Raw genomic sequence first — 3,920 nt, 5'->3', positions numbered from 1 at the left:
CCTGGAACGGGCACGGTGGCCCGGGGGGCCCGGCGCATCCCGCGGGTGCGGCGGGCACGGAACCCGTGCCGCCGTTGCTGCACCGCGTGGATGGCGTGGTCCGGCAGGCGGAGGTGGCACCGCTGGTGGCGCCGCCCGCCCGCGGCTCACTCGCGGACCTCCCCTTCGACAACGCCGCCGAGGCCCCCACCGACGTCGTCTTCAGCCGCGAGCAGGACAACGGCGACTGGCGGGACGTGACCAGCGCCGAGTTCGCCGACGAGGTGCTGGCCACCGCCCGCGGCCTGCTCGCCTCGGGACTGCGCCCCGGCGACCGCCTGGGCATCATGGCCCGCACCTGCTACGAGTGGACCCTGCTGGACTTCGCCGGCTGGGCCGCTGGACTGATCACCGTGCCGCTCTATCCGACCTCCTCCGCGGCCCAGACCCGCTGGATCCTCCAGGACGCCGGAGTGGCCGCCGTCGTGGTCGAGGACGTGGTGGGCGTCCGGCTGGTCAGCGGCATCCGCGGTGACCTGCCGGGCCTACGTGACCTGTGGCAACTCGACAACGGAGCCGTCAGCCAACTGGTGGCCAAGGGGCGGCAGATACCGGACGCGCTCGTCACCGAGCGGCGGGCGCTGCTCGGCCCCGACAGCGTCGCCACCCTCATCTACACCTCCGGCACCACCGGGCAGCCGAAGGGCTGCGTCCTCACCCACGGCAACTTCCTCGCCGAGGTCGACAACTGCGTCGCACTGCTGCACCCGGTGTTCCGCTCGGTCAGCGACGAACCCGCCTCCACGCTGCTCTTCCTGCCGCTCGCCCACGTCTTCGGCCGCATGGTCGCCATCGGCTGCCTGCGCGCCCGGGTACGGCTCGGGCACGCGCCGAGCATCCAGACCGACGAACTGCTCGCCGACCTCGCCGCCTTCCGGCCGACCTTCCTGCTGGCCATCCCCTACGTCCTGGAGAAGGTCTACAACACCGGCCGGGCCACCGCGGAGAACATGCGCAAGGCCGGCTCCTTCGACCGGGCCGCGAAGATCGCCGTCCGCTACGGCGAGGCCCGGGAACAGGGCCGCAACGGCGACGGCAAGGGCCCGGGCACCCTGCTGCGGGCCGCCCGCGGCCTCTACGACCCGCTCGTCTACCGGCGGCTGCGCGCCGCACTCGGCGGCCGGGTCCGGCACGTCATCTGCGGCGGCTCGCCCCTGGGACAGCGGCTCGGCGCCTTCTACGCCGGCGCCGGCATCGAGGTCTTCGAGGGCTACGGGCTGACCGAGACCACCGCCGCGTCCACCGTCACCCCTCCGCTGCGGCCGAAGCTCGGCACCGTCGGCTGGCCGGTGCCCGGCACGGCCGTGCGCATCGCGCCGGACGGTGAGGTGCTGCTCCGGGGCCGCCACGTCTTCGGCGGCTACTGGGACTGCGACAGCGGGCAGGTCGTTCCGGCGACCGACAGTGAAGGCTGGTTCGCCACCGGTGACCTGGGACAGCTGGACGACGAGGGCTACCTGACCATCACCGGCCGCAAGAAGGACCTCATCGTCACCTCCAGCGGCAAGAACATCGCGCCCGCCCCGCTGGAGGACTGGCTGCGCGGCCACCCGCTGATCAACCAGTGCCTGGTCATCGGCGACAACCGCCCCCACCTGACGGCGCTGCTCACCCTGGAACCGGAGGGCCTCGCCCACTGGCGGCACATGCACCGCAAGACGGACGTACCGATCGAGGAACTCGTCCGCGACGGTGAGCTGTTGCACAACCTCCAGCAGGCGGTGAACGAGGCCAACCGGCTCGTCTCCCGGGCCGAGTCCATCCGCGGCTTCGCCGTGCTGCCCGAGGACTTCACCGAGGCCGGCGGTCACCTCACCCCCTCGTTGAAACTGCGCCGGGCAGCCATCGTCCGCGACTACGCCCGGGAGATCGACGCACTGTACGAGTAGCGGTGCTGGTAGGGGGGGTGGTGGTGCGGATGGCAGTGCGGGCCGCCGTACGGGTAGTGGGGTGGTGAGGGGCGGGACCTGCACTGATCGCCGATGTCCCCGGGTCGGGACGAAACCGTGCCAAAGGTGCGTACCGGGTGCGCGGCGTTAGGCTGGAAGGGTCAAGTACCGTCTCCTGCGGGCGGCCCCGCGGGTGCCCGGGACCGGGCGCCCGCGCCGCACGGAAACCCGCAGGCCGCCCGACGAGGCAGGGAGCACGCGATGACCTCCGCCGCCCACCGGACACACGATTCGCACAGCCACGAGCACGGTCCCGCCTGCGGCCACCAGCAGGTGGAGCACGGGGACCACGTCGAGTACGCGCACGACGGTCACCTGCACCGCGCGCACGACGACCACTGGGACGAGTGCGAACCCGACGCCCACCGCGAGCACACCGCGCACGAGCACCAGCACGGGGAGGGTTGCGGACACGTATCCGTCCCGCACGGCGACCACACCGACTACGTGCACGACGGCCACCGGCACGCCCCGCACGACGGCCACTGGGACGAGCACTGAGACCACCCCGGGGCGGCCGGATCCGGCGCCCGAGGGGTGGTTGTTCGGGACTGGGGTGGTCGCGTGCTTGGGGTTGTGGTCGCGCGGCTGGTGACTTGGGCGGTCCGCCGGCCGCCCAAGTCGCGTCAGCCGTCCCGGAAGCGGTCGGCGAGCCAGGCGATGGCCAGGGGCGAACCGGCCACCGCGCCCGTCACGTGCTGCAACGGCAGTGCGGTGAACGTGACGTCGGCGCCACGAGAGCGCCACTCGTCCCGCAGGCCGGTGCCGGACCGGTAGGGGATCAGCGGGTCGGCGGCCCCGTGGTAGAGAAAGACCGGTGCCGACGGCGCGGTCCGGCCCAGCCGCGACTCGTCGAGGCGGCGCACCCAGTCGGGCTGCTTCAGCGGATCGGTGTGGGTGATGTCGCTGATCCGGCCGAAAGGCCAGGTGCCGGACGCCACCTCCACACACTGGTTCTCGGCGAACTCGCGCCGCAACTTGCCCCGCGCGTTGAGGTACTTGTCCAGGTCCAGCTCGGGGAACGCCGCGTCCTGCCCGACCGCCGCCATGGCGACGAGCCCGGCCCCGGCCCGGCCCTCGTTGAACTCGGCCACCTCGATCAGGTCACGCGGCACGCCGCCGGTCGCGGTGCCCCTGACGTGCAACTCGGGCGCGTAGCGGGCGTGCAGTTCGGCGGCCCAACTGGACGCCTGCCCGCCCTGCGAGTAGCCCATGATGCCGACCGGCGCGTCCGCGGACAGCCCGGCCTCCGGCAGCCGCATCGCGGCGCGGGCCGCGTCGAGCAGGGCGTGTCCGGCGGACCGGCCCACGGTGTAGGTGTGCGTGCCCGGAGTGCCGAGCCCCTCGTAGTCGGTGACGGCCACGGCCCAACCGCGTGACAGGGCCTGCTGGATCAGTGGCCCCTCCTTCGTGCGGCCGGTGGGAAAGGTGCGGGAGGGCGCGCACTTGTCGGCCAGCCCGACCGTGCCGACGGCGTAGGTGATCAGCGGGCGGCTGCCGGGATGTGCCTCGCGGGGCACGATGACCGTGCCGGAGACGACGTTGGGCCGGCCGTCGGCCGTCGTCGAGCGGTAGTGGATCTTCCAGGACCGAGCGGTCGAGGGGGTCAGCCGGCTCGGCATGAACCGCTGCGCCCGGACGCTCACCAGGTCACCGGGCCGATGCCCGGGCGCGACGCGCGAGGCGGAGCCGTGCGGGGAGGCGGAGCCATGCAGGGAAGCGGAACTGTGCAGGGAAGCGGAACCGTACGGGGAGGCGGAACTGTGCAGGGAAGCGGAACCGTACGGGGAGGCGGAACCGGTGCTCTGCGCGGCCGGACTGTTCCGGGAGGCGGAACCGGCGTCGGTGGCGGGGGCGACGTCCGGTGCGGGTGCGGGTGCGGGTGCGGGTGCGGGTGCGGGTGCGGCCTGCGCGGTGTGGGTGCCGGCCGGC

At 73.2% G+C, this 3,920-nt stretch carries 3 protein-coding genes; 2 read left to right on the top strand and 1 reads right to left on the bottom strand.

Annotation, left to right across the window (positions count from 1 at the left end):
• Both ACYVE9_RS18325 and ACYVE9_RS18320 read left to right on the top strand, forming a co-directional pair.
• On the top strand, window positions 1–1,928 hold a 1,928-nt coding region (locus ACYVE9_RS18325), incomplete at its 5' end, for an AMP-dependent synthetase/ligase (RefSeq protein WP_461028961.1).
• A 261-nt stretch (window positions 1,929–2,189) separates the two neighbouring features.
• On the top strand, window positions 2,190–2,489 hold the full coding sequence (locus tag ACYVE9_RS18320; protein ID WP_461028960.1) for a hypothetical protein: 300 nt from the start codon (window positions 2,190–2,192) through the stop codon (window positions 2,487–2,489).
• Between the two features lie 125 nt (window positions 2,490–2,614).
• Here the strand turns inward: ACYVE9_RS18320 and ACYVE9_RS18315 are convergent, their stop codons facing one another.
• Window positions 2,615–3,703, bottom strand: coding sequence for a lipase family protein (locus ACYVE9_RS18315; RefSeq protein WP_461028962.1), 1,089 nt, complete (start codon window positions 3,701–3,703; stop codon window positions 2,615–2,617).
• Window positions 3,704–3,920 lie beyond the last annotated feature (217 nt).

Source organism: Streptomyces sparsus (assembly GCF_054776295.1).
This window is presented reverse-complemented; position numbering and strand designations above follow the sequence as displayed.

What these genes read in the sequence shown, in the direction of transcription:
- ACYVE9_RS18320 (WP_461028960.1), top strand. Translation starts at nt 2,190, where the DNA reads ATGACCTCCGCCGCCCACCGGACACACGATTCGCACAGCCACGAGCAC.